Source organism: Phytopseudomonas daroniae, assembly GCF_004327275.1.
In the GTDB taxonomy this organism is placed as follows: domain Bacteria; phylum Pseudomonadota; class Gammaproteobacteria; order Pseudomonadales; family Pseudomonadaceae; genus Aquipseudomonas; species Aquipseudomonas daroniae.
In genome coordinates this window covers 883,605-906,463 of record NZ_QJUJ01000001.1, presented here as the reverse complement: position 1 = coordinate 906,463, position 22,859 = coordinate 883,605, and the positions used below count along the sequence as shown (strand labels likewise).

At 64.7% G+C, this 22,859-nt stretch carries 21 protein-coding genes; 17 read left to right on the top strand and 4 right to left on the bottom strand.

From position 1 onward, the window contains the following. Window positions 1–27 precede the first annotated feature (27 nt). The gene (locus DNK10_RS04275) at window positions 28–1,092 is read right to left on the bottom strand and encodes an aromatic ring-hydroxylating dioxygenase subunit alpha (protein WP_131190682.1); all 1,065 of its coding nucleotides are present in this window, start codon (window positions 1,090–1,092) and stop codon (window positions 28–30) included. 394 nt (window positions 1,093–1,486) lie between these two features. On the opposite strand from DNK10_RS04275, the gene DNK10_RS04270 reads away from it, so the two are divergent. After that, entirely contained in the window at window positions 1,487–2,815 is a 1,329-nt protein-coding gene (locus DNK10_RS04270; protein ID WP_131190681.1) for an MFS transporter, read from the top strand. Between the two features lie 42 nt (window positions 2,816–2,857). Here DNK10_RS04270 and DNK10_RS04265 read toward each other — a convergent pair whose 3' ends face one another. Continuing rightward, window positions 2,858–4,177, bottom strand: coding sequence for an OprD family porin (locus tag DNK10_RS04265; protein ID WP_131190680.1), 1,320 nt, complete (start codon window positions 4,175–4,177; stop codon window positions 2,858–2,860). A gap of 360 nt (window positions 4,178–4,537) precedes the next feature. On the opposite strand from DNK10_RS04265, the gene mhpT reads away from it, so the two are divergent. From mhpT to DNK10_RS04235, 6 genes are all read left to right on the top strand, one after another. Continuing rightward, window positions 4,538–5,755: a 3-(3-hydroxy-phenyl)propionate transporter MhpT gene (gene mhpT / locus DNK10_RS04260; protein ID WP_131190679.1), complete on the top strand. Its 1,218-nt coding sequence runs from the start codon at window positions 4,538–4,540 to the stop codon at window positions 5,753–5,755. Between the two features lie 514 nt (window positions 5,756–6,269). After that, window positions 6,270–7,100 (top strand): p-hydroxycinnamoyl CoA hydratase/lyase, encoded by an 831-nt coding sequence (locus DNK10_RS04255; protein ID WP_042556760.1) that lies wholly within the window; start codon window positions 6,270–6,272, stop codon window positions 7,098–7,100. A 92-nt stretch (window positions 7,101–7,192) separates the two neighbouring features. After that, window positions 7,193–8,641, top strand: a complete 1,449-nt coding sequence (locus DNK10_RS04250; RefSeq protein ID WP_131190678.1) for an aldehyde dehydrogenase — start codon at window positions 7,193–7,195, stop codon at window positions 8,639–8,641. Window positions 8,642–8,745: 104 nt separating this feature from the next. Next, a complete protein-coding gene (locus DNK10_RS04245) occupies window positions 8,746–10,617 on the top strand; it encodes a feruloyl-CoA synthase (protein ID WP_131190677.1) in 1,872 nt (623 codons plus the stop codon). After that, complete coding sequence (locus tag DNK10_RS04240; protein ID WP_131190676.1) at window positions 10,614–11,852, top strand: thiolase family protein; 1,239 nt, start codon at window positions 10,614–10,616, stop codon at window positions 11,850–11,852. The genes DNK10_RS04245 and DNK10_RS04240 overlap by 4 nt, the downstream gene beginning before the upstream one ends. A gap of 29 nt (window positions 11,853–11,881) precedes the next feature. Then, window positions 11,882–13,621, top strand: coding sequence for an acyl-CoA dehydrogenase family protein (locus DNK10_RS04235; protein WP_131190675.1), 1,740 nt, complete (start codon window positions 11,882–11,884; stop codon window positions 13,619–13,621). A 195-nt stretch (window positions 13,622–13,816) separates the two neighbouring features. Here DNK10_RS04235 and DNK10_RS04230 read toward each other — a convergent pair whose 3' ends face one another. Beyond that, a complete protein-coding gene (locus DNK10_RS04230; RefSeq protein WP_131178032.1) occupies window positions 13,817–14,296 on the bottom strand; it encodes a MarR family winged helix-turn-helix transcriptional regulator in 480 nt (159 codons plus the stop codon). A gap of 255 nt (window positions 14,297–14,551) precedes the next feature. Here DNK10_RS04230 and DNK10_RS25830 point away from each other — a divergent pair, with 255 nt between their 5' ends. The 7 genes from DNK10_RS25830 to DNK10_RS04200 all read left to right on the top strand — a co-directional run bounded on the left by DNK10_RS25830 (window position 14,552) and on the right by DNK10_RS04200 (window position 20,335). Then, a complete protein-coding gene (locus tag DNK10_RS25830; RefSeq protein ID WP_165493604.1) occupies window positions 14,552–14,713 on the top strand; it encodes a hypothetical protein in 162 nt (53 codons plus the stop codon). 159 nt (window positions 14,714–14,872) lie between these two features. Then, complete coding sequence (locus DNK10_RS04225; RefSeq protein ID WP_131178031.1) at window positions 14,873–15,808, top strand: SctD/MshK family protein; 936 nt, start codon at window positions 14,873–14,875, stop codon at window positions 15,806–15,808. A 1-nt stretch (window position 15,809) separates the two neighbouring features. Then, window positions 15,810–16,181: a hypothetical protein gene (locus DNK10_RS04220; protein ID WP_131190674.1), complete on the top strand. Its 372-nt coding sequence runs from the start codon at window positions 15,810–15,812 to the stop codon at window positions 16,179–16,181. Beyond that, entirely contained in the window at window positions 16,178–16,519 is a 342-nt protein-coding gene (gene sctY, locus DNK10_RS04215) for a type III secretion apparatus assembly chaperone SctY (RefSeq protein WP_131190673.1), read from the top strand. The genes DNK10_RS04220 and sctY overlap by 4 nt, the downstream gene beginning before the upstream one ends. Next, complete coding sequence (gene sctV / locus DNK10_RS04210) at window positions 16,516–18,651, top strand: type III secretion system export apparatus subunit SctV (protein WP_131178028.1); 2,136 nt, start codon at window positions 16,516–16,518, stop codon at window positions 18,649–18,651. Before sctY ends, sctV begins: the two co-directional genes overlap by 4 nt. A gap of 17 nt (window positions 18,652–18,668) precedes the next feature. Continuing rightward, window positions 18,669–19,925 carry a type II and III secretion system protein family protein gene (locus tag DNK10_RS04205; RefSeq protein ID WP_244216206.1) on the top strand — a complete coding sequence of 419 codons (1,257 nt, stop codon included), beginning with the start codon at window positions 18,669–18,671 and terminating at the stop codon, window positions 19,923–19,925. A 14-nt stretch (window positions 19,926–19,939) separates the two neighbouring features. After that, window positions 19,940–20,335, top strand: coding sequence for a hypothetical protein (locus DNK10_RS04200; RefSeq protein ID WP_244216198.1), 396 nt, complete (start codon window positions 19,940–19,942; stop codon window positions 20,333–20,335). Window positions 20,336–20,628: 293 nt separating this feature from the next. Here DNK10_RS04200 and DNK10_RS04195 read toward each other — a convergent pair whose 3' ends face one another. After that, entirely contained in the window at window positions 20,629–21,438 is an 810-nt protein-coding gene (locus DNK10_RS04195) for a tetratricopeptide repeat protein (protein WP_244216197.1), read from the bottom strand. Between the two features lie 108 nt (window positions 21,439–21,546). Between DNK10_RS04195 and DNK10_RS04190 the strand changes: the two genes are divergently transcribed. From DNK10_RS04190 to DNK10_RS04180, 3 genes are all read left to right on the top strand, one after another. Then, the gene (locus tag DNK10_RS04190; RefSeq protein ID WP_244216196.1) at window positions 21,547–22,176 is read left to right on the top strand and encodes a type III secretion protein; all 630 of its coding nucleotides are present in this window, start codon (window positions 21,547–21,549) and stop codon (window positions 22,174–22,176) included. A gap of 66 nt (window positions 22,177–22,242) precedes the next feature. Further along, a complete protein-coding gene (locus DNK10_RS04185; RefSeq protein ID WP_131178024.1) occupies window positions 22,243–22,446 on the top strand; it encodes a hypothetical protein in 204 nt (67 codons plus the stop codon). A 90-nt stretch (window positions 22,447–22,536) separates the two neighbouring features. After that, window positions 22,537–22,857 (top strand): hypothetical protein, encoded by a 321-nt coding sequence (locus DNK10_RS04180; RefSeq protein ID WP_131178326.1) that lies wholly within the window; start codon window positions 22,537–22,539, stop codon window positions 22,855–22,857. Window positions 22,858–22,859: the final 2 nt, after the last annotated feature.

Genomic DNA, 22,859 nt, shown 5'->3' with positions numbered 1-22,859 from the left:
CTGGCGGCGAGCACGGCGGACGATGGTTCAGCCGACCTGGCGGACGTCGATCTTCTGGGCGTCTGCGGCCTGTTCTTCGGCGATCAGGCGTTCGATGATGCGTCGTGACTGCACGCCGCCGGCGTCGATATTGAGCTTGAGCAACTGCCGTTCGGGTTGCCACAGCAGGTTGCGCTGCTGCAGCTCGAGCATCTCCAGGTCTTCGCTGAAGATCTTGCCCTGGCCTTCGCGAATGCTGTCGGTGAGTGCCTGATCCTCGGGCTTGAAGCTGCGCGCCATGCCCCAGAAGTACCAGATCGAGGTGTCGCTCTCGGGGGTGATGAAATCCACCACCACGCTGGCTGCCTTGACGTTCTCCGGCGCCTCGTAGCCGCCATGGCCTGCATGGGCCACGCCCACTTCGATCATCACGTGGCTGGGTGGGCTGAAGCGGCAGATCTGCCAGCGATCCACCGGCACGTCGTCGGCCAGGCCGTTACCGCGCAGGGCCATACGCCAGAAGGGCGGTGCCATGATGTTTTCCATATGGCGGCTGGTGATCACTTCATCGCCTTCCACCTTGGTGACGGGCGGCGCTTCGTCGATCTCCTTCTGGCCGATGCTCGACGCGTGCACGTAGGTCTCGTGGGTCAGATCCATCAGGTTGTCGATCATCAGGCGGTAGTCGCAGTTGATGTGAAACAGTCCGCCGCCGTACGCCCACTCAGGGTTTTCCGCCCACTCCAGATGGTGGATGGTGGCCGGATCGGCCAGCTCCTGATCCCCCGTCCACACCCAGACAAAGCCATAGCGCTCCACCGCCGTAAAGCGGCGGATGCCTGGAAAGCCTCGCACGCGCTGGCCGGGCATGGCCACGGTCTTGCCTTCGCAGCCCATCTCCAGGCCGTGATAGCCGCAGATCAGGTTGCCATTCTCGACATAGCCGAGAGACAGGGGCGCGCCGCGGTGCGGACAGAAATCTTCCAGCGCCACGACCTGCTGGTCGGCGCCGCGATAGAAGACGATTTTCTCCCCGCAGATCTGCCGGCCCAAAGGTTTGTCGGCGATTTCGTCGGGGGTGCAGGCGACATACCAGGCATTTTTCGGGTACATGAGTGACCTCTGTTATTGTTGGTGTTATTGGATCCAATGGTTGATTTTTAAACAGACAATTGTCAATGACTGGTCGGGAAAATAATTAACAAAACAAACTGTCCGATCAGCGAACGTAATATTTAGGCGCGCCATACGCGCTGCGGCGCCTGTTTTCGGGCGTTGTCTCCATCCGAATGGATCGGTAGGGGCTTTTCAGGTGATTTTCGTGGATTGAGAGTTGGATCCATTTCTGCGAGCGTGGCTCAGCTGTTTCCCATAAAAACAATCAAGGGTTTGCGCTGATGAACCACTTTCTTCCCGTTCAGGACGTCGCCCCCGTAGGCCGCTTCCTGTTGCAAGCAACTGCGCCTCACGACCGCGCGTTCTCCCTCGCTGATGCGGGAGGTATGCGATGAGCGATCTTCGACATATCGTCGATCAGGGGCCGATGCGCGGCTTTCAGTGGGTCGCCGTCGGGGTGTGCATCGTCCTCAACATGATCGATGGCTTCGACGTGCTGGTGATGGCCTTCACGGCATCGTCGGTCGCTGCGGAGTGGAACCTCAGCGGTGCCGAAATCGGCCTGCTGCTCAGCGCCGGGCTGCTCGGCATGGCGGCCGGGTCGCTGTTCATCGCGCCCTGGGCGGATCGTATTGGCCGGCGCCCGCTGATTCTGCTGTGTCTGGTGCTGTCCGGTACGGGCATGCTGCTCTCGGCGCTGAGCCAGTCGCCCACCCAATTGGCATTGCTGCGTGGGCTCACCGGCCTGGGTATTGGCGGCATTCTGGCCAGCAGCAACGTGATCGCCAGTGAGTACGCGTGCAAGCGCTGGCGCGGCCTGGCGGTCAGCCTGCAGTCCACCGGTTATGCGTTGGGGGCGACCCTCGGCGGCTTGCTGGCGGTGTGGCTGTTGTCGCAATGGGGCTGGCGTTCGGTGTTTTTCGCAGGCGGACTGATGACCTTCGCGGCCATTCCGCTGGTGCTGATGTGGCTACCAGAGTCTCTGGATTTCCTGCTGTCCAAACAACCTGCCAAGGCGCTGCTCAGGGTCAATAGCCTGGCAGCCAAGCTGGGTCAGCCGGATCTTGCGGTGCTGCCTGCACTGGCCGTGGGCGAGCAGAGCAAGGGCGGAACCTTCGCGCGCCTGTTCGACCCGGATCTGCGTCGCAGCACGCTACTGATCTGGCTGCTGTTCTTTCTGGTGATGTTCGGCTTCTACTTCATCATGAGCTGGACGCCCAAACTGCTCACCTCATCCGGTCTGTCGGTGCAACAGGGCGTGACTGGCGGCGTGCTGCTGAGCATTGGTGGGATCTTCGGTGCGGCATTGCTCGGCCTGCTTTCGGCACGTTTTTCCCTGGCCCGTGTGCTGGCGGCATTCATGCTGATCACCGCAGTGCTGCTGGTGGTGTTCACCAGTATCGGTTCGTCCTTCACCGCTGCTTTGGGCATGGGGCTGCTGATCGGCCTGTTCTCCAATGGTTGCGTGGCGGGTTTGTACGCCTTGTCACCGATGATCTACGGCGCTTCGGTGCGCGCCACGGGTGTAGGCTGGGCCATTGGTATCGGTCGCGGCGGTGCGATCCTGTCGCCGACCGTGGCGGGCTTCATGCTCGATGGCGGTTGGGAACCGCTGCAGTTGTATACATGGTTCGCCCTGGTATTCGTTGCCGCCGCGTTGCTGTTGCTGACCTTGCTGCCGGCGCAGAAAGCCCGTGAGTTGAAGCCTGCTCAGGCGTGACTCGATGCGGAGAGCAGGGTATACCCTGCGCTCCGTTGAGCGTTACCAGAGTGCCAGGGTGTAGTCGATGTGCAGGCGGGTCTGGTTTTCGTCGCGAAACGATGCGGCGGCGGGGAAGTCGTTGCGGTAGATCGAGTGCCGCGCCTTCAGGCCCACCCCCTTGAACGTACCGCTCTGGATGACGTAACCCACTTCCATCTGCAGTTCGCGTTCCTTGAGGTCGTTGCCGCCCAGGGCGACCAGCTCGATATTGTCGCCACGCAAATAGCGCAGGCGAGTCTTCAGGCCGGGAACGCCCGCAGCGGCGAAGTCGTAATCGTAGATCGCCTGCCAGGTACGCTCCTTCGGATTGACGAAATCCGAGCTCATCGCCATTTCACTGATCACCATGGATTCGGTGCCGGAAATGTAGGGCTTGGCGCTGTCGCCGCTCTGGTGCATGTAACCGAGGGTGAAACGATGACCGTCGATGGCATAGGCGAACTGCGCCGCCAGGTTGCGGTTGTCCACTTTTCCAGCCTTGGCGCTGCCATCCTCGCCGCTGTCGAACGCGCGCAGGTCGGTGCTCAGCACGCCGGGGCCCACAGGCTGTTCGTGCAGCAGGCCGAGGTATTCCTGGCGATACAGGTCGGCGACTTCAGTGTGGTAGGCGCGCAATTTCAGGCTCTGACTGACTTGATAGTCGCCCCCGAAAAATACCATGTGCGAACTTTCCGCTGTCGGGTCGAAGCGCCGGTTCGGCGAGGCGACGGTCATGGCCTGGTAGTCGGTGGAGTCGCGGCGGTTGATGCGGTCGATATAGCCGGCGTGCAGTGTCAGGTCGTCGATATCCATGGACTGCAGATGGGCACCGCGGAACGTCTGTGGCAGCAGGCGTGCCGGACTGGCAACGACGGAGGGCAGGAACAGCGACAGGTCGCCGGCCTTCAGTACGGTTTTGCCGGCGCGCATCTTCGCGGTAGGCGCCAGGCGTGAATATTCGTCCGCCGCCCGGCCAGTGCTGGCCGATACCGGCAGCAGCTCCGTGCCGCTGCGACCTGGCGACGAATCCAGTTTCACGCCCAGCAGGCCGGTAACGTCCAGCCCGAAGCCGATGTCGCCGGGCGTGTAGCCCGACTCCATTTTCAGGATGAAACCCTGGGCCCATTCGCGGGCCGCGGATTTGCCGCCGTCATCCTTGTAGTCCCGATCCATGTAGTAGTTGCGCGTGGTCAGCTTGGCCGTGCTGTCCTCGATGAAGCCTTCCGCCAGCGCATTACCGGCCAGCACCCAGGGCGCCAGCAGGAGTCCCAGCAGGGGGGCGCTGTAGCGGCAATGGCTGATAGAGGGAATTGTGGCGGTGTTCACCCGGTGGGTCTGCATGTCATTGTCCTTTTGTTCTTGTTGTTGGCGCGTTGCGATAGCGCTCCCGGAGGGGCCGCTGGTGCAGGATTGCTTGCCTGCTGCGTGGCGAGAATGGAAAGGCAATGAGGAGTGGTCAATCCAGATTGTTCGATAATCGAACGTTAAAAACATTAATTATTTTTGATGTTAATGGTTTCGGCAGAGTAAGCCGCTGATTCGTATCGGATAATTTGCGAAATCCGCCTTTGATAAAGATTACTTTCGTTATTCATTATCTTTGTTAATCTTTTCCAAGGTCGTCAGACGGCCGACAGTCCCGGGCGGTTATCGGCCGTTTTGCCGGGAGCGAAGACAACAACAATAAAATCGAGGTTACCCATGGACACGCCATCGCGTCGCTCGACGCTGACCGTCACGCTGTGTTTTATCGTCGCGCTCATCGAGGGGCTGGATCTGCAATCGGCAGGCATCGCCGCCGCCGGGATTCGCCAGGCCTTCGAACTCGATCAGAAAATGATGGGCTGGATGTTCAGTGCCAGCATCATCGGCCTGCTGCCCGGCGCCTTCTTCGGTGGCTGGCTGGCCGACCGTATCGGCCGCAAGCGGGTGCTGATCGGCGCGGTGATCATCTTCGGAATCTTCTCGCTGTGGACGGCCTACGTCGGTAGCGTCAACGCACTGTTGCTGGCGCGTTTCATGACCGGCCTGGGGCTCGGCGCTGCATTGCCGAACCTGATCGCGCTGTGCGCCGAAGCGGTCGACGAGCGTCGCCGCGGTACCGCCATCAGCATCATGTACTGCGGTGTGCCGCTGGGTGGTGCCATCGCGGCGGTGGTGGGCATGCTCGGTGGTGAAAGCTGGCAGACGGTGTTCATCGTTGGTGGCGTGGCGCCGTTGCTGGTGACGCCGCTGCTGATGATCCTGCTGCCCGAGTCGCGGGATTTCCGCGAACAGCATCAGAGCGCTGCGCCGGTTCGCGAGTCCACCGTGCATGCGCTGTTTGGCGAAAACCGCGCAGGTGCGACGTTGGCCCTGTGGATCAGCTATTTCTTCACCCTCACGGTGATGTACATGCTGCTCAACTGGCTGCCTTCTCTGCTGCTCGAACAGGGCTTCAGCAAGTCCCAGGCCGGCACCATCCAGATGCTGTTCAACATCGGCGGCGCCATCGGCTCGCTGCTTGGCGGGGTGTTGCTGGATCGTCGTGGCCGTACAGGCGTGGTCTTGTTCGTTTATGGCGGCGTGCTGGCATCCCTGGCAGGCCTGGGGTTGGCCTCGGGCATGCTGGCCATGGCGGTAGCCGGGTTTGCGGCTGGTCTGTTCGTCATCGCTGCGCAACTGGTGCTCTATGCGTTGGCTCCACCGACCTACCCGACCTCGGTGCGCGCTACCGGTGTCGGCGCTGCGGTGGCGGTAGGCCGCCTGGGTTCGGTTTCCGGCCCCTTGGCGGCTGGGCAGATTCTTGCCGCAGGAGCGGGTACCGCTGGCGTGTTGTTGGCAGCGTCGCCCGGTTTGGTGATCGCCGCGCTGGTGGTCCTGGGCATGAGCCGTCGGCGGCCTGCCAATGCGCCCGTGGTTTCGACGACTTCCCGCTGAGAAGGCTGTGCCGATGGACAGACTGACGCGCACACTGGCACTGCTTCTTAGCCTGATCGGCGTTTGCAGAAGGCCGTGGTGCATGACGCTTTTCTGGTGACGTGAGAGAAAGGTGCGTGGCCCTCTGGCCGCTGCACTTTTCCACAGGCAATAAAAAACCCGCCGAAGCGGGTTTTCATTGACCAATGCCAACATCCTGTCGGCTGCCATCCTGGCTATGGTCACGTCATCCATGACCCTGAGCACGTCCTGTGCTGCAGGAATGGGGTTAGATTACGGCGCTGCCTGAGTTTGTCACCAGAGCCAACCGGCGCACTGTCGTGTAAGCCTTTCGCTATAGCGCAGTGGCCATGTGTACTGATCGGGGTTATCAGCGCCCAACGCTGCGCGAATCGAGCTTTGAACCTTGTCCCTATCAAGCAGAAATGATGATTCTGATAAATAGTTAATTGACATAACTATTTTTCAGGGTTAGCTTCTGCTCATCGATAACAGACAACAAGAGAGCAATTCGATGAGCAAGTACGAAGGCCGCTGGCAAACCGTCAAGGTCGATGTCGAAGAAGGCATCGCCTGGGTCACCCTCAACCGTCCTGAAAAGCGCAACGCCATGAGCCCGACCCTCAATCGCGAGATGGTCGAGATTCTCGAGGTGCTGGAGCAGGATGCCGAGGCCCGCGTGCTGGTGCTGACCGGTGCTGGCGAGTCATGGACCGCCGGCATGGATCTCAAGGAATACTTCCGCGAAGTGGATGCCGGCCCGGAAATCCTCCAGGAGAAGATCCGCCGCGAGGCCTCGCAATGGCAATGGCGCCTGCTGCGTTTCTATGCCAAACCGACCATCGCCATGGTCAATGGCTGGTGCTTCGGCGGTGGCTTCAGCCCGCTGGTGGCCTGCGACCTGGCGATCTGCGCCGACGAAGCCACCTTCGGTCTGTCGGAGATCAACTGGGGCATCCCGCCGGGCAACCTGGTGAGCAAGGCGATGGCCGACACCGTGGGCCACCGCCAGTCGCTGTACTACATTATGACCGGCAAAACCTTCGGCGGGCAGAAAGCCGCCGAGATGGGGCTGGTCAACGAGAGCGTGCCTCTGGCGCAACTGCGTGAAACCACCCTGGAGCTGGCGCGCAATCTGCTGGAGAAGAATCCGGTGGTGCTGCGCGCGGCCAAGCATGGCTTCAAGCGCTGCCGCGAGCTGACCTGGGAGCAGAACGAAGACTATCTGTACGCCAAACTCGATCAGTCGCGCCTGCTCGACGAAGAGGGCGGCCGCGAGCAGGGCATGAAGCAGTTCCTCGACGACAAGAGCATCAAGCCCGGTCTGCAGGCCTACAAGCGCTGATCGCTCTGCCTGGCGTTAGGTGGCGCTGCTGACAGCGCCACGGTATTCCCGATAAAGACAGCTCCTGATAAAGACAAGAATGAGGAATCATCATGCTGGACGTGCCCCTGCTGATCGGCGGCCAATCGTGCCCCGCCGGTGATGGACGAACCTTCGAGCGCCGCAACCCGGTGACCGGCGAGCTGGTCTCGCGGGTCGCAGCCGCCACCCTGGAGGATGCCGATGTGGCGGTTGCCGCGGCCCAGGCTGCCTTTCCCGTCTGGGCCGCGCTGGCGCCCAACGAGCGGCGTACACGGCTGCTCAAGGCGGCCGAGCAGATGCAGGCGCGGGCCGGTGAGTTCATCGCCGCCGCCGGGGAAACCGGAGCGATGGCCAATTGGTACGGTTTCAACGTGCACCTGGCGTCCAACATGCTGCGCGAGGCTGCGTCGCTGACCACGCAGATCAACGGCGAGGTGATTCCTTCCGACGTGCCCGGCAGTTTCGCCATGGCCCTGCGTCAACCCTGCGGCGTGGTGCTGGGCATCGCGCCCTGGAACGCCCCGGTGATTCTCGCCACCCGCGCCATCGCCATGCCGCTGGCCTGTGGTAACACCGTGGTGCTCAAGGCGTCCGAGCTCAGCCCGGCGGTACATCGCCTGATCGGCCAGGTGCTGCAGGATGCCGGCCTGGGTGATGGCGTGGTCAACGTCATCAGCAACGCGCCGGCCGATGCCGCGGCCATCGTCGAGCGGCTGATCGCCAACCCGGCGGTGCGACGGGTCAACTTCACCGGCTCGACCAAGGTCGGGCGTATCGTCGGCGAACTGTCGGCACGCCACCTCAAGCCGGCACTGCTGGAACTCGGCGGCAAGGCACCGCTGCTGGTGCTCGATGACGCCGACCTGGACGCCGCGGTCGAAGCTGCGGCCTTCGGCGCCTACTTCAACCAGGGGCAGATCTGCATGTCCACCGAACGCCTGGTTGTCGACAGCCGGGTGGCCGACGCCTTCGTCGGCAAGCTGGCCGAAAAGATCGCCACCCTGCATGCCGGTGATCCGGCCGACAGCAGCTCTGTACTGGGTTCGCTGGTCGATGTGTCGGCTGGCGAGCGCATCAAGGCGCTGGTCGATGATGCAGTGGATAAAGGTGCACGTCTGGTCGCTGGTGGCCAGGTCGAGGGCAGTGTCATGCAGGCCACCCTGCTCGACGGTGTGACCCCGGCCATGCGTCTGTACGCCGAGGAGTCCTTCGGCCCGGTGGCCGTGGTATTGCGCGGCGATGGTGACGAAGAACTGCTGCGCCTGGCCAACGATTCCGAGTTCGGCCTGTCGGCGGCGATCTTCAGCCGCGATACCACTCGCGCACTGGCCCTGGCCCAGCGCGTCGAGTCGGGTATCTGCCATATCAACGGGCCGACCGTGCACGACGAGGCGCAGATGCCCTTTGGTGGGGTCAAGTCCAGTGGCTACGGCAGCTTTGGCGGCAGGTCGGCGATCGAGCAGTTCACCCAGTTGCGCTGGGTAACCTTGCAGAACGGCCCACGCCACTATCCGATCTAGCAGCAGCCGATCCAGTCTCTGCGCCTGCCTGCCGCCCTTCCTCGAAGGAGGGGCGGCGGCGCACCGATAGAACAAGAACAACAGCGGCGGACAGATCCGCCCGGATGGAGAAACGCAAGGTGAACTCCGATATCAGACCGCAGTATCGCCCGGTAACCATTGGCCGCCCGCCAGTGGAGGTCAGTGAACATCATGGCGTTCTGCATATGCGCTCGCTGGAACCGCTGGCGCCGTTGCCCGAGCGCCTGCTCGACCGCTTGCTGCACTGGGCCGAGGTGCGCCCGCAACAGACCTTTATCGCCGTCCGCGACCAGGGCGGCGACTGGCAGCGCATCAGCTATGCGCGGATGCTCAGCCGGGTACGCGCCATCGCGCAGGGCTTGCTCGGCTTCGGCCTGAGTGCCGACCGGCCGCTGGCGATCCTCTCCGGCAACGATCTGGAGCATCTGCAGATCGCTCTTGGCGCCATGTACGCAGGCATTCCCTATTGCCCGGTATCGCCGGCCTACTCGTTGCTGTCCCAGGACTTCGCCAAGCTGCGCCACGTCTGCGATCTGCTGCGCCCGGGGCTGTTGTTCGTCAGCGATGCCGCGCCCTTCCAGCGCGCCATCGATGCGGTGCTGCCGGCCGAGGTGCCGCTGGTCTCCGTGCGCGGCGAGATCGCCGGACGTCAGCGCATCGACTTCGCCAGCCTGCTGCAACAGCCCGGCGGCGCCGAGGCCGAGGCGGCATTCGCCGCCACCGGGCCGGACAGCATCGCCAAGTTCCTGTTCACCTCTGGTTCGACCAAGCTGCCCAAGGCGGTGGTCACCACCCAGCGCATGCTCTGCGCCAATCAGCAGATGCTCCTGCAGACCTTCCCGGTGTTCGGCGAAGAGCCGCCGGTACTGGTCGACTGGCTGCCCTGGAACCACACCTTCGGCGGCAGCCACAACCTGGGCATCGTGCTGTACAACGGCGGCACCTTCTACCTCGACCAGGGCAAACCGACCGCCCAGGGCATGGCCGAAACCCTGCGCAATCTGCGCGAGATTTCGCCCACGGCTTACCTCACCGTGCCCAAGGGCTGGGAGGAACTGGTCAGCGCCCTGGAGCAGGACGCCGCGTTGCGCGAGACCTTCTTCGCCCGCATCAAACTGTTCTTCTTCGCCGCTGCCGGGCTGTCGCAAAGCGTCTGGGATCGCCTCGACCGGGTCGCCGAGCGGCACTGTGGCGAGCGCATCCGCATGATGGCCGGGCTGGGCATGACCGAAGCCGCGCCGTCCTGCACCTTCACCACCGGGCCGCTGTCCATGGCCGGCTACATCGGCCTGCCGGCACCGGGCTGCGAAGTGCGTCTGGTACCGGTGGCCGGCAAGCTGGAAGGGCGTTTTCGCGGGCCGCACATCATGCCCGGCTACTGGCGTGCGCCGCAGCAGAGCGAAGAGGTGTTCGACGAGGATGGTTTCTACTGCTCCGGCGACGCCCTCAAGCTGGCCGACCCGGCGGATCCGCAACTGGGGTTGATGTTCGACGGGCGTATCGCCGAGGACTTCAAGCTGTCCTCCGGAGTGTTCGTCAGCGTCGGCCCGCTGCGCAACCGCGCGGTGCTGGAGGGCGCGCCCTATGTGCAGGATGTGGTGGTCACCGCGCCGGATCGCGAATGCCTGGGCCTGCTGGTGTTTCCGCGCCTGTACGAGTGCCGGCAACTGGCCGGGCTGGATGCATCGGCCAGCGATGCCCAGGTGCTGGCCAGCGCCCCGGTGCGCGACTGGTTCGCCGGCTGGCTGCAACGCCTCAATCAGGCGGCTACCGGCAATGCCACGCGTCTGGAATGGATCGCCCTGCTGGAGCAGGCGCCGTCCATCGACCGGGGCGAGATCACCGACAAGGGCTCGATCAACCAGCGTGCCGTGCTGCAGTGGCGGGCGGAGCAGGTGGAGGCGCTGTACCGCGGCCGAGACACATCGATCCTGCGTGCCGAGCCACGTCCATGAGCGGCGGCCAGTACACGGCCTTCGACGATGTGGCGATCATCGATGCGCTGCGCACCCCCTGGGTCGATCTGAACGGCGCGCTGGCCCAGGTCTCGCCCATCGACCTGGGCATCAAGGTCGGGCGTGCCGTACTGTCGCGCGCCGGCCTCGATTCGCGAGCGGTGGACAGCGTGCTGGCCGGCTCCATGGCCCAGGCCAGTTTCGATGCCTACCTGCTGCCGCGGCATATCGGCCTTTACAGCGGTGTGCCGCAGACCGTGCCGGCGCTAGCCGTGCAGCGCATCTGCGGCACCGGCCTGGAGCTGTTGCGCCAGGCCGGCACGCAACTGTGTGACGGTGTGCAACTGGCACTGTGCGTGGGCGCCGAGTCCATGTCGCGTAACCCCATCGCCGCCTACGATCATCGCGGCGGTTTCCGCCTCGGCGCGCCGGTGGCGTTCAAGGATTTCCTCTGGGAGGCGCTGCACGACCCGGCGCCGGATCTGGACATGATCGCTACCGCCGAGCGCCTGGCCCGCGATTACGGCATCGGCCGCGAGCAGGTGGATGCCTATGCGCTGGACAGCCATCGGCGTGCATTGCAGGCCCGCGATACGGGCTGGCTGGCCGAGGAGATCGTCGCCGTCGGCAACGAGACATTCGTGCTGGAGGGTTATCGGAATCGCGGCATTCGGTTACCGCGGCGGGTCGAGAGCGTCGAGCAGGACAGCCACCCACGGCCCACCGATGTCGAGGCATTGGCACGCTTGTCAGCGATCCACACCGATGGCGTGCAGACCGCCGGCAACAGTTGCGCGGTGGTCGATGGCGCCGCCGCCGCGCTGGTGGGGCGGGCATCCGCGTGCAGACGACCGCCGCTGGCCCGGCTGCTGGCCGCCAGCGTGGTCGGTGTGGCGCCGGAAGCGATGGGCATCGGCCCGGCGCCGGCGATCCGCCTGTTGTTGCAGCGCAGCGGCCTGGCACTGGACGACATCGCCCTGCTGGAAATCAACGAAGCCCAGGGCGCCCAGGTGCTGGCCGTGGCCCAGACACTGGAGCTGGATCCTGGGCGTCTCAATCGCCGCGGAGGCGCCATCGCCCTGGGCCATCCACTGGCGGCCACCGGCCTGCGCCTGGTCATGACCCTGGCGCGGCAGCTACGCGACGGCAATCTGCGCTACGGCATCGCCGCCGCCTGCATCGGTGGCGGCCAGGGCATGGCGCTGCTGATCGAAAACCCTGGCTATCACGCCTGACGCCTTCACTGCCTGCTGGGAGACCGATCATGTGGCACTACCAAGCGCCTCTGCGCGATATGCAATTCGTCCTCGAACACTGGCTGCAGGCGCCTGCGGCCTGGGCCGAGCTGCCGTCTTTCGCTGACCTCGATCTGCCGTTGGCGCTGCAGGTGCTGGAGGAGGCCGGGCGTTTCAGTTCAGGCGTGCTGGCGCCGCTGAATGCCAGCGGTGACCGGCAGGGCTGTTGCTGGCAAGACGGCGAAGTGAGCACGCCCGATGGTTTCGTCGAGGCCTACCGCGCTTATGTGCAGGGCGGCTGGCCAGCGCTGGCCTGTGATCCTGCCCATGGCGGCCAGGGCCTGCCGCAACTGCTCGACGCGGCGCTGCAGGAAATGCTCTACGCCAGCAACCATGCCTGGGCCATGTACACCGGCATCGCCCATGGTGCCTACCTGTGCCTGCAGGCCCACGCGCCGGAAGGAATCAGGACGCGCTACCTGGAATCCATCGTCAACGGTCAGGCGCTGCCAACCATGTGCCTGACCGAGCCCCAGGCCGGCAGCGATGTCGGTCTGCTGCGCTGCCGTGCCGAAGGGCAGCCCGATGGCAGCTACCGTGTGAGCGGCAACAAGCTGTTCATCTCCGGCGGCGAGCACGACCTGACCGACGATATCCTGCATCTGGTGCTGGCACGCTTGCCGAATGCGCCGAGCGGCAGCCGTGGTGTGTCGCTGTTTCTGGTGCCCAAGCTGCTGGATGACGGTCGCCGCAATGCCGTGCGCTGTGACGGCATCGAACACAAGCTGGGCATCAAGGGCAGCGCCACCTGCTCGCTGAGTTTCGACGGTGCCCAGGGCTGGTTGATTGGCGAACCCAATCATGGTTTGGCAGCGTTGTTCGTGATGATGAATTCGGCGCGCCTGCACGTCGGCCTGCAGGGCCTGGGGCATGCCGAGGCGGCCTGGCAGAACGCCGCCGAATACGCTCGCCAGCGCCAGCAGATGCGCGCGCCCGCTCGCCCTGCCGGGGTGGCCGCCGCTGGCACCGACCCGATCCATTATCACCCGGCCATGCGCCTGGCCCTGCTGCGCCTGCGTACGGTCAGTCAGGGCCTGCGCGTCATCGGTTACTGGGGGGCGCATCTGCTGGATCAGGCCGAGCACGCCGCCAGCGCGGGTGCGCGTCAGCAGGCTCAGCGTCTGGCTAGCCTGCTGACGCCGGTCATCAAGGCCTTCTTCACCGACCAGGGTTTTCACCTTGCCAGCGAAGCGTTGCAGGTCTTCGGTGGCTATGGCTACATCGGTGAGTACGCCATCGAACAGACCCTGCGCGACAGCCGCATCGCCATGATCTACGAAGGCAGCAACGAGATTCAGGCCAACGACCTGCTGCTGCGCAAGGTGCTCGGCGATGGCGGCGCGGCTCTGGATGAGTTGCTGGCGGTGTTCGAGCAGGAAGTGGCGGCGGGCGGTGAATATGCCGAGCAGTTGAAAGCGTTGTGCGTGAGGTTTCGGGGCTTGGTGAAGGACATCTTTGCGCATGCCCAGAACGACGATGAATACCCGTACCGGATCGCTGGGGATTTTCTCCATCTGATCGGCTGGTCGCTGCTGGCGTTCGCCTGGGCTCGCTCGGCACGGCTGGTGCAACCGCTGTTGGCCGAGGATTGCTGGTATCAGAAGAAACTCGACAGTGCGGCGTTCTTCTTCAGCTATCTGCTTCCGGAGATCGAGCTGCGAACTGCCCGGATCGATGCCGCGCGGGCACCGCTACCGTTTCTGGATTGACGGGCGCTTTTGATCCGCAGATGCGTGATGTGCAAAGGAATGGAAACAATGTGGCGTAAGCGGCCGGTCGTTCCCGTAGGGTGGACAACGCTCTTTTTGTCCACCATTGCGATTGCAGAACGGTGGATGGGTCGGGCCGCGTAGGTGAAGCGTCAGCTACGCGCCCCGATCCACCCTACAACCTGACAGTCCGGCTCAACCGTTGACCTTGTGCAACAGGCGCAGCAACTGGGCACGTTCGTCGTCGTCCAGGGCGGCGGTGGCCGCTTCGTCGCTGGCCACGGCGATGGCCTTGAGTTGTTCCAGCAGAGCCAGCCCGGCCTTGGTGAGGAACACGCCGTAGGCGCGCTTGTCCTGTACGCCGCGTACGCGTTGGGCCAGGCCGCGGGTTTCCAGTTTATTGAGCAGCGGCACCAGTTGCGGTGGTTCGATGGCCAGTTGGCGGGCCAGATCCGCCTGCATCAGGCCGGGCTCGTTCTCGATGATCACCATGGCGGTGAATTGTGCGGGGCGCAGGTCATGCTCGGCGAGGTTGCCGACCAGATGCTGGAACACTTTCAACTGGGCGCGGCGCAAGGCATAGCCGACCAGCGTGTCCAGCCAGTTGTCGCTGAGGGCGGCGGCCTCGTGCGAGGTGCTGGGGGCTGTATCGATCTGACTGGAGGGGCTGCTCATGCGAGGGACTCTTCTTCGGTTAAGCGTGTTAAGCATTTTGCATGCTTGCGCTGCAGCTGGCCAGTGGCGCGGCTCTACGCATCTGTTAACGGTTGCTCAACAAGCTTTAACAACCTTTAACAACACCGCTTGGCGATCCCTCCCTAGGCTTCGAGTCGTTGCAGGAAAGCCCGCTCATCGAGGTGGTTTTCCTGGAACCGGCTATCACCGGTGGTGGTGCCGCCAATTACCCCTTGATTCGTTCGGAGATATCCCATGGCTGAGACTCCTCCAGTAAGCAGTGGCAACGCAGACGCCGCCATCGACAAGATGTCCGCGGTGTTCGATATGGCGATCGAGAAATCCGCCAAGATCACCGAGATCACCACGGCCAAGAAAGCCGAGCTCGACGCTACCAAACAGCGTCCGCAGAACTGACCCGGGCTGCAGGCGGCGCCTGGCGTCGCCTGCAACCTGTGTCTGCGCCGTTATCGGCAGCTTTTCCATCGAGTGCGTGGCAGGGTCGTTCTGGCCAGCTGCGTCGCTCGATAACGCGATCCCTGAGCCTTGGCGCGAGCCGCGAACCCGGTGAGTCAAATGACTGCGATAGCCTCTAGTTCCGCCCTGCCGAACAGCGGCGACCTGCCCCGTCTGGATGTGACCGCTGGCGTCCACCGCGGCGTTTCCCTGTCGCTGGATGAAGCGGTGTATAGCATCGGCAGTGGCGCTACGACGAACCTGATGCTGCGCGACGCCGGGGTCGTGGAGCGTCATCTGACCCTGCGTTTCAGCGCTCGCCACGTCGGCGTCGAGGCCACCGGTGGCGATGTACGGGTGATCCGCGCCGGGCGTGAAACGACGATCGCGCGCGGGCACGGCTACCGCGGTCGACTGCCTGTGGATATCCGTATCGGCGAAGCGACCCTGCGCCTCGCCGTACCCGAACGCAATGGCCCCGCTGTGAATCCCGTGTGGTACGGCAAGGCGCAGTGGGCCATCGCCGCCTTGTTCATGTTCATCTGTGCGGGCGCCCTGGCAATGCTGCGCGACACCCCGATGTACGCTTCCGAGCCCGAATCGCTGCAGCGCCTGAGTATCGCCGAGGAGCAGCCTGCACAGGCGCCCAGGGCGGCGTCGCTGCAATTGGCCCGCGCCGACCTGGCCAGCCAGGCCAAGGCCGCCGGCCTGGACAATCTCAAGCTCGACGTCAGCGCCGGGCAGGTGCGCGTCAGTGGTACCGTGGAGCCTGGCCAGGAGCAGGACTGGCTGGCCCTGCAGCAGTACTTCGACAGCCGGTACGGGCGCCAGTACGTGCTGCGCGGCGATGTCCGCGTGCGCGAAAGCGCCGCCCGCCCTCGGGTCAATTTCCAGGCCGTGTGGTTCGGCGACAACCCCTACGTGATCAATGCATCAGGCGCGCGCCTGTATCCCGGTGCGCCGCTGGAAGGTGGCTGGAAACTCGAGCGCATCGAGGACGGTCAGGTGGTGCTGGCGCTCGGTGACGAGCGTTTCGCCCTCACGCTCGGGCGTTAGCATGAAGATCGATTCACGCGCCCCGCTGGCGCCTTCGGATGCAGCGTCCGAGGTTCGTACCCGCCCGGATGAGCTGCTCCCCGTTTCATCCACGCCTTCACCCGCCGTTCGCCAGCCCAGCCTGCCGCGCACGCCGCCGCTGCCGTCGATACAGGATGACCTGCAGGCGTTGGAACTGGCCGCTGGTGTGGAGCCTGGGCTGTTCGCCGGCTCGCGGCCCGCGGAAATTCTCGAGGACATTCTCGAACGCATCCTGCCGACGCTGCTGCTCGACGGTGAAACCAGAACACTGGCCATGGCCCTCGTCCGTGAGGAGCTCGACACCCGTCAGGCCCTGGATCGGCAGCGGGTCGAAACCGAGACGGGGGAATGATGCAGCGCGACGATCACGATGCCGCCAAGCTGTTGCAGGGCCTGGGCGATCTTTACCTGCGGGTCGGTCAGGGGCAGCGCGCCCTGGTGCTGTTGCTACTGGCCGTGCAATTGAACCCGGATGACCGGGTGCTGCTGGCCCGCCTGGCCGCTGCCTTCACCGCCAGCGGCGATGGCGAGCGGGCGTTGCGCACGCTGGATCATCTGCGCGCGCTGCAAGGCGAGTCCGCCGCCTGGCTGTTGCTGCGCAGCCGTGCCCTGTGGTGCGCCGGCCAGCACCACGAGGCGCGCAGCTGTTTCGCCCGCTACCGGCAGATGCGCCAGGAGCGTGCAGCATGATGGCGCGCCTCAGCGCCCTGGCGGGCATGGCCGCGCAACGTACCGAGGTGGTGATCGTCGCCTTCATGATGATGGCCATCGTGATGATGATCATCCCGCTGCCGACCTACCTGGTCGATACCCTGATCGGCATCAGCATCGCCTTGAGCATCCTCGTGCTGATCGTCGCGTTCTACATCAGCAAGCCGCTGGAGCTGTCCGCGCTGCCGGCGCTGATCCTGCTCAGCACGCTGTTCCGCCTGGCTCTGTCGATCAGCACCACGCGGCTGATCCTCTTGCATGGTGATGCCGGGCACATCATCGAAGCCTTCGGCAAATTCGTCATCGCTGGCGAAGTGGTGGTCGGTCTGGTGATCTTCCTGATCATCACCGTGGCGCAGTTCGTGGTGATCACCAAGGGCGCCGAACGGGTCGCCGAGGTGGCGGCGCGCTTCAGCCTGGACGCCATGCCCGGCAAGCAGATGAGCATCGACAACGACCTGCGTAACGGCGACATCGACTCCAACGAAGCCCGCCGTCGGCGTTCCGACCTGCAGCGCGAGAGCCAGCTGTTCGGTGCCATGGATGGCTCGATGAAGTTCGTCAAAGGCGACGCCATCGCTGGCCTGGTGATCCTTTTCGTCAACCTGATCGGCGGCCTGCTGATCGGCATGCTGTCGCGCGGCATGTCCTTCTCCGAGGCCGGGCATACCTACTCGCTGCTCACCGTGGGTGACGGGCTGATCGCGCAGATCCCGGCGCTGCTGATCGCCGTGGCGGCCGGTACCGTGGTCACCCGGGTCAACAACGAGGCCGAACAGTCCGACCTGGGCACCGAGATCATCCGCCAGATGGGCAACAGCCAGCGGGCCCTGACGCTCACGGCGCTGATCCTCGCCGCCGTCGCGTTCATTCCCGGTTTTCCGGCGCCGGTGTTTCTCGGTCTGTCGGCCGTGCTGGGGCTGTGCGCCTGGATGCTGAGGCGTCGCCAGCGCCGGGAACAGGAAGTCGAGGCGTCAGCGCCCGACGTGGTCGAGGAGGCTATCGAGGCGGAACCCGAAAACGAAGCCGAGCCATCACCCGCCGCCGCGGATTCCCGTGTGCTGCTGTCCATTGGCCCCGGCCTGGCCGAGGCGGTGCCCCTGCAGCCGTTCAAACAGCGCCTCGAGGTGCTTTGCCACGATCTGCACAACGAGCTGGGCATCGAATTTCCGATGCCGTCGGTGCTGGTCGACATGGCCGCTGCAACTGGCAGCTACCGTGTCGAGCTGGAAGGCGTGCCGGTGGATCAGGGCGAGCTGAACCCTGCCCAGGTGCTGCTGCAGGACGATCCCGTGCATCTGCAACTGCTCGACATCCAGGGCGAGGAACGCGCATCGCCGCTGAGCAGCCGCCCGGGCTTGTGGATCGCTGGCGAGCAGCAGGCCGACCTGAGCGATGCGGGCATCGTCTACCTGCGCCCGGACGAAATCCTCCGCGACGTGATGGCGCGCACCCTGCGCCGTTACGCCGGGGATTTTCTCGGCATCCAGGAAACCCGCCAGTTGCTCGCGCATCTGGAAGAGAGCCACGGCGAGCTGGTCAAGGAAGCCTTGCGTGCTGTGCCCTTGCAGCGTGTCGCCGATGCCCTGCGCCGGCTGGTGGCCGAAGGGGTATCGATCCGCAATCGCCGCGCACTGCTCGAGGCGATGGTCGAGTGGGGCGGCCGCGAGGGGGATGTCGGGCGCTTCGCCGATCACCTGCGCATGGCCCTGGCCCGGCAGATCAGCCACCAGCATGCCGATGAGAAACGGGTGATCGCCGCCTTCGTGCTTGGCTCGGCCCTGGAAGCTCAATTGCTGGAGGCCGCGCGCCAGCAAGACACCGGACGCGGTGAAATCCGTGCCCGGGAAGCCACCCGCGGCCTGCTCAAGGCGCTGCGCCAGCAGTGCGCGCAATTGCCCGAGCAGGTTCGACCGACCCTGGTGGTGCACCCGGAATTGCGCCGCCGAATCCTGCGCCTGTGCATTCGTGACGAACTGGAGATGGCCGTGCTGTCCTTTACCGAACTGGCTCCGGAATACAGCCTGCAGGCGATCAAGGTGATCGGCTCACCGGCCACCGCGCGGGCGGAAAGAAGCGAACCCGCACCCGCTCTGGCAGGTGCCACATGATGCGCGGGCTGTTGCTGATGTTCTGCTGCATGCCGTTACTGGCCATGGCGCAGTCGCCGCTGGGTGGCAGCATCGATCTGGCGGCAGGCGAGGGGCGCATCATGCGGTTCGCCGAGCCGGTGGATGCGGTGATGGTCGCCGAACCGGGCATTGCCGATCTGCAGGTGGTGTCGCCTGGCGTCATCTACCTGTTCGGCAAGCGCGCCGGGCACACCACGCTGGTGGCCCTGGGCAGCGACGAGCGGGAGATCGCCTCGCTGCAGATCAATGTCGGCAGCAATGGCCGGCCGATCAGCAGCGCGCTGCGCAGCAGCCATCCGCAAAGCGCTACCGAAGTGAAAGGCGTGGGCAACCGCCTGGCGGCCCGCGGCCAGGTCAGCGGCGTCGGCGAGGCGCTGGATCTCAACGCCATGCTCGATCCCACCGGGCAGGAATGGCAGAGCGCAGTGAACACCGCCACCTACCCGGGGTCGGCGCAGGTGAACATTCGCGTGCGCTTCGCCGAAGTGTCCCGGGAAGAGCTGCTGCGTTACGGGGTGAGCTGGAACGCGCTGTTCAACAATGGCACCTTCTCCTTCGGCCTGCTCACGGGAGGCAATCTGGCGGCGGAAGCCGCCGCTGGCGCTTCCAACCTGATCGGCGTGGGCCTGGACAGCGGCCACTTCAATATCGACACCGTGCTCGAAGCACTGCAGAGCAACGGCGTGCTGGAGATTCTCGCCGAGCCCAACATCACCGCCATGACCGGTGAAACGGCGAGCTTCCTGGCGGGCGGTGAAGTACCGGTACCGGTGCCGGTGAACAGCGACCTGGTCGGCATCGAATACAAGTCCTACGGCGTGTCGCTGCTGTTCAGCCCGACACTGCTGCCCAACGACCGTATCGGCCTGCAGGTGCGCCCGGAGGTCAGCAGCCTGATGGGCGGCAGCACCCTGGAGGTGTCAGGCTTCCGCGTGCCGTCGTTCCGTGTGCGCCGCGCGGATACCCGTGTCGAGGTGGGCAGCGGCCAGACCTTCGCCATCGCCGGTCTGTTCCAGCGCGAGAACTCCCAGGATCTGGAGAAAGTCCCGCTGCTCGGTGACATGCCGATCCTCGGCAACCTGTTCCGCTCCAAGCGCTTCCAGCAGAACGAAACCGAGCTGGTGATCCTGATCACGCCCTATCTGGTCGAACCGGTGCAGACCCAGGCGATGCTCACGCCCCTCGACCGCACCCTGGGGGGGCGCGCCGATGCGCCCGCGCGTAGCAGTTCCTTCGGGTTTCACGTGCAATGAACGGGGGTACCGCGATGACTCGTCTGAGCGTGCTGTCCATCTGCCTGCTGCTTGGCGCCTGCCAGACCGAATTGCAGGCGCCCAGCTATTCCCATGGCTACCAGACCATAGTCGACGGCAATGGCCAGACTCTACTGGTGCCGGATGCCTGTCGTCGCGTTTCGGATGAGGGCCAGCCGGTCGATGAACAGGCGCTGCTACCACTGCCGCCTGGCTGCGCCAACAACGCCAATCTGCTGCAGATGGTCGAGCGCCGCGGTGATCTGCTGCGTGGCCGGCAGACCGGGCCGACGCTGGCCGCGCCGGTAGGTCGGGCGGCGCAGTCGTATCTGGAAGGTTTCGAAACCGACGAGAAGCGCCGCCGCCGGCAGGAGCAGGCGGCGCAGAGCGATACCGGAGGCGGGCAATGAGCCTCGTGATGAAACGGGAACAGAGCCTAGGGTCTGTTGCCGTTTCACGCACGGCCGCGCCGGAGCCCGTTTTGCCGCGAGGCAAGGCACGAGCCGCGAAGTTTAGCGGGCTAAATGAGCCGGCGAGAAACGCAGCATCGCGACAAAACGGGCCCGGCCCTGCGGGTTGCGCGGGAAATCTCGCCATGCGTCGTTGGAGGACTTGGCAAGGGAACAACCATTCCCTGCGTCCTCCGCCTAGCCTGGCGAGATTTCTCGCGGCAACGCGGCTCGCGTTGAAACGGGAACAGACCCTAGTGATCGGCGCTCAGCCCCAGGGCGCGAGCGCGTTCGGCGGGATCCTCGATGGCGGCGATGCGCCGGGCTTCGGCGATCAGCGTCTGGCGCTCGGCCGGGCTGGTGTCGTCGAGCTGCACGCTGGCCGGTTTGCCACGCTTGCCGGCCAGCACCTGGATCAGCAGCGCATTGCGCTGGTGGCGCAGTTGCGCGGTGGGCGCGCGGTCGATGCCGTCGATCTCGCGCAGCGCGTTATCGCTGTCACCATTGAGGGCATAGGCCAGCGCCAGGTTGCTGCGCGCATCGAGATCGCCGGGCGCCAGCTTGCGAGCCGTGGCGAAGGCGCTCTGCATGGCGCTGATGTTGCCCAGCTGGGCTTCGGCGGCGCCCAGGCGGGCGAAGGCCTGGGCCTCGTTCGGCAACTGCTCGGCGGCGCTGGCGAGCAGCGGCTGGGCGCGCTCCGGATAACCCAGACGCAACTGCGCGGTGCCCAGGCCGAGCAGGCCGACCGGATTGTCCGGCTCCAGGGCGACGGCTTTCTGGTAGGCCTGTTCGGCGCCGCGGGCGTTGCCGCTGTCCAGCCGTGCACGGCCCAGCCGCTGCCAGGCCTCGAAACCGGCACCAGGCTGTTCGGCGGCGCGCTGGTAAAGCGTCGCCGCGGTACCGCGGTCACCGCGTGCCTCGACGTCGTTGGCCAGTTTCATCAGGCGTTGGTAGGCGTCATCGCCCGCTGGCGCGGACGCATTGCTGGGCGCGTTGCTGCTGCAGGCGCCCAGCAGGACGAAGCTGGCGAGCAGCAGGATGCGGCGGGAGGAAATCGACGGCAAAGGCGGTGCTCCTGGGTTGATCCGGCACGTGCCGGGCATTCTATAGAGCCATCATCAGTGGGGTATGTGAAGCGGCTGCGAAATCTTGTGATTGTTGCCGGCCGGCGGTTGTTTCATCGCCCTGCCTGCGCCGATAGTGGTTCCGTCAGGCGCGGCCTGGCGCTGTCCCTGCTGTTGCTGGCGGGCAGTTCAGGGCTGGCACGCGCCGAGGCGCCGCCGCAGTGGTACGAGCAGCCCTATGCCTATGTGGTGATCAATCAGGATCTGCGCAGTGCACTGGAGGCCTTCGGGCGCAACCTCGGTCTGCCGATGGCGATTTCCAGTCGGGTCAAGGGGCGTGCACAGAGCAATCTGCGTGCTTCCAGCGCTGGCGAGTTTCTCGACGCGCTGTGTGGCAACAGCGGCCTGACCTGGTTTTTCGACGGCAACATGCTGCACGTGAACAGTGAGGAAGAAATCGAGATCCGCCAGTTCGAACCCAGCGGTTTTCAGCTCGACGAGTTGCAGGCATCCCTGGACGAGCTGGGAGTGGCAGGCAAGCACCTGTCCCTGCGCAGCAGTTTTCACGGGGACGGCATGCTGATTTCCGGGCCACCGCCCTACATGGCGCTGGTTCAGCAACGTATCGATCAGTTGCAGAGCCCGGTGGTGGCGGAACCCGAAGTGGTTCGCGAGCGGGGGGTGCGGGTGTTTCGCGGTAGTGCCGGCATCCAGGTGGTCAAGGGTGCGGACGAATGACGGATCGTTGAAAAACGCAGGGTGTTTTTCAACGGTCTGATAAATCCAGGTGAAAGGAGAAATCCCATGGCAGTCAGTTCGGTAGATGGCAACAGCACGGTAGAGAACACCCCCGAGGCCGAATTCGACCAGGCGCTGGAAAACGCCCAGGCCGAGGACGAGCTCACCAACGACATGATCACCCAGGCGATCATCCTCGGCGGCCAGTTCATCGTCATGCCGAGGGCCCAGGAGATACTCAAGGAAGCCACCGCGGACGACGAAGAATAACCACGGGGATCGGCCATGACAGTCAGCGCAGCAGTCGCCACGGCGGCCGGCCAGGATGTCGCCCAGGTCTCGCAGAACCTGTTCGAGCACATGGCCAGCCAGGCCAAGGGCATGCCCCAGGGCGCCAGCCCGAACCAGATCGGCGAGAACCTGATGGAACGACTCAACGGTTTCATCGACCGCTCGCGCGGCTTTTCCGACAGCGCCAGCGTGGAGCGCACGCCCTACGTCAGCAGCTCGCCGGTGGACAAGGGCGCGGGTGTCGAACCGGGCAAGGTCAACGAGCAGCAGATCGACCGCCTGGTTGGCTCCCTCAGCCGGGTCTTCGATTACTCCATCGAAACCCAGATGGTGGTGCGTGGCGCCACGCAGATTTCCGGCTCTGCCAACACCCTGCTAAGGGGCCAGTGAAC

Bases quoted from the DNA above. Each gene is read 5' to 3' on its own strand.
- DNK10_RS04205 (WP_244216206.1), top strand. From the start codon at position 18,669: ATGTTCTGCTGCATGCCGTTACTGGCCATGGCGCAGTCGCCGCTGGGT.
- DNK10_RS04245 (WP_131190677.1), top strand. From the start codon at position 8,746: ATGGAGAAACGCAAGGTGAACTCCGATATCAGACCGCAGTATCGCCCG.
- DNK10_RS04200 (WP_244216198.1), top strand. From the start codon at position 19,940: ATGACTCGTCTGAGCGTGCTGTCCATCTGCCTGCTGCTTGGCGCCTGC.
- DNK10_RS04230 (WP_131178032.1), bottom strand. From the start codon at position 14,296: ATGAGCAGCCCCTCCAGTCAGATCGATACAGCCCCCAGCACCTCGCAC.
- DNK10_RS04265 (WP_131190680.1), bottom strand. From the start codon at position 4,177: ATGCAGACCCACCGGGTGAACACCGCCACAATTCCCTCTATCAGCCAT.
- DNK10_RS04270 (WP_131190681.1), top strand. From the start codon at position 1,487: ATGAGCGATCTTCGACATATCGTCGATCAGGGGCCGATGCGCGGCTTT.
- DNK10_RS04180 (WP_131178326.1), top strand. From the start codon at position 22,537: ATGGCCAGCCAGGCCAAGGGCATGCCCCAGGGCGCCAGCCCGAACCAG.
- mhpT (WP_131190679.1), top strand. From the start codon at position 4,538: ATGGACACGCCATCGCGTCGCTCGACGCTGACCGTCACGCTGTGTTTT.
- DNK10_RS04185 (WP_131178024.1), top strand. From the start codon at position 22,243: ATGGCAGTCAGTTCGGTAGATGGCAACAGCACGGTAGAGAACACCCCC.
- DNK10_RS04240 (WP_131190676.1), top strand. From the start codon at position 10,614: ATGAGCGGCGGCCAGTACACGGCCTTCGACGATGTGGCGATCATCGAT.
- DNK10_RS04255 (WP_042556760.1), top strand. From the start codon at position 6,270: ATGAGCAAGTACGAAGGCCGCTGGCAAACCGTCAAGGTCGATGTCGAA.
- DNK10_RS04250 (WP_131190678.1), top strand. From the start codon at position 7,193: ATGCTGGACGTGCCCCTGCTGATCGGCGGCCAATCGTGCCCCGCCGGT.
- DNK10_RS04235 (WP_131190675.1), top strand. From the start codon at position 11,882: ATGTGGCACTACCAAGCGCCTCTGCGCGATATGCAATTCGTCCTCGAA.
- DNK10_RS04275 (WP_131190682.1), bottom strand. From the start codon at position 1,092: ATGTACCCGAAAAATGCCTGGTATGTCGCCTGCACCCCCGACGAAATC.
- sctV (WP_131178028.1), top strand. From the start codon at position 16,516: ATGATGGCGCGCCTCAGCGCCCTGGCGGGCATGGCCGCGCAACGTACC.
- sctY (WP_131190673.1), top strand. From the start codon at position 16,178: ATGATGCAGCGCGACGATCACGATGCCGCCAAGCTGTTGCAGGGCCTG.
- DNK10_RS25830 (WP_165493604.1), top strand. From the start codon at position 14,552: ATGGCTGAGACTCCTCCAGTAAGCAGTGGCAACGCAGACGCCGCCATC.
- DNK10_RS04225 (WP_131178031.1), top strand. From the start codon at position 14,873: ATGACTGCGATAGCCTCTAGTTCCGCCCTGCCGAACAGCGGCGACCTG.
- DNK10_RS04220 (WP_131190674.1), top strand. From the start codon at position 15,810: ATGAAGATCGATTCACGCGCCCCGCTGGCGCCTTCGGATGCAGCGTCC.